The organism is Chryseobacterium sp. OSA05B, assembly GCF_019970065.1.
Classification (GTDB): domain Bacteria; phylum Bacteroidota; class Bacteroidia; order Flavobacteriales; family Weeksellaceae; genus Chryseobacterium.
The window spans coordinates 1-515 of record NZ_JAHXYH010000067.1 but is presented as its reverse complement, the minus strand read 5'-3'; the positions used below and the strand labels follow the sequence as shown (position 1 = coordinate 515).

General features: G+C 44.7%; 1 protein-coding gene. It reads right to left on the bottom strand.

The annotated features are described in order from the left end of the window. On the bottom strand, window positions 1-515 hold a 515-nt coding region (locus LC419_RS23615), incomplete at both ends, for an RHS repeat-associated core domain-containing protein (RefSeq protein ID WP_223609648.1).

The window sequence follows — 515 nt, the reverse complement described above, 5'->3', positions numbered from 1 at the left end:
TTTGGAGAGGGATTGTTACCTAAGGCTGCCATTGCATTTCTATACTCTTGTGTCTCACCAAAGGTTTTTGGACTGCCACCCCCATCGGTTCTAAAATAAAATAGGCCCATTCCGTCACCTAATCCAAGAAAAGCCGCGACACTAGCACGGTCTCCCGCACCTAGATAACTTATCATTCCAGTAGTAGGCTGATACTGCGTCATCAGACTTTCTCCATTTCTACCGGGTGCCTGAATTTTTCTTCCATCAGGATCAATGAACATGATCGGATTATTAGCAGCATAATTATAAGGCGTAAATCTTCTGTACTGCTCAGCAAGCGGATCTATTACGCCCCATCGGCCAATATCTGACATATACATTCTGGCTCCGTAATCATTCCAGCCAGTTTCTTTTTGCAGCTCTTTTCCGTTGTACTCGTAATTGTAGGCAGGGTTCCCGGTGAGTGCATTATAGCCTTCGTGTTTTAAGCCGAACGGGTAAAAATTGTTTTCTTCAAGAACTTCTGCGCTGCC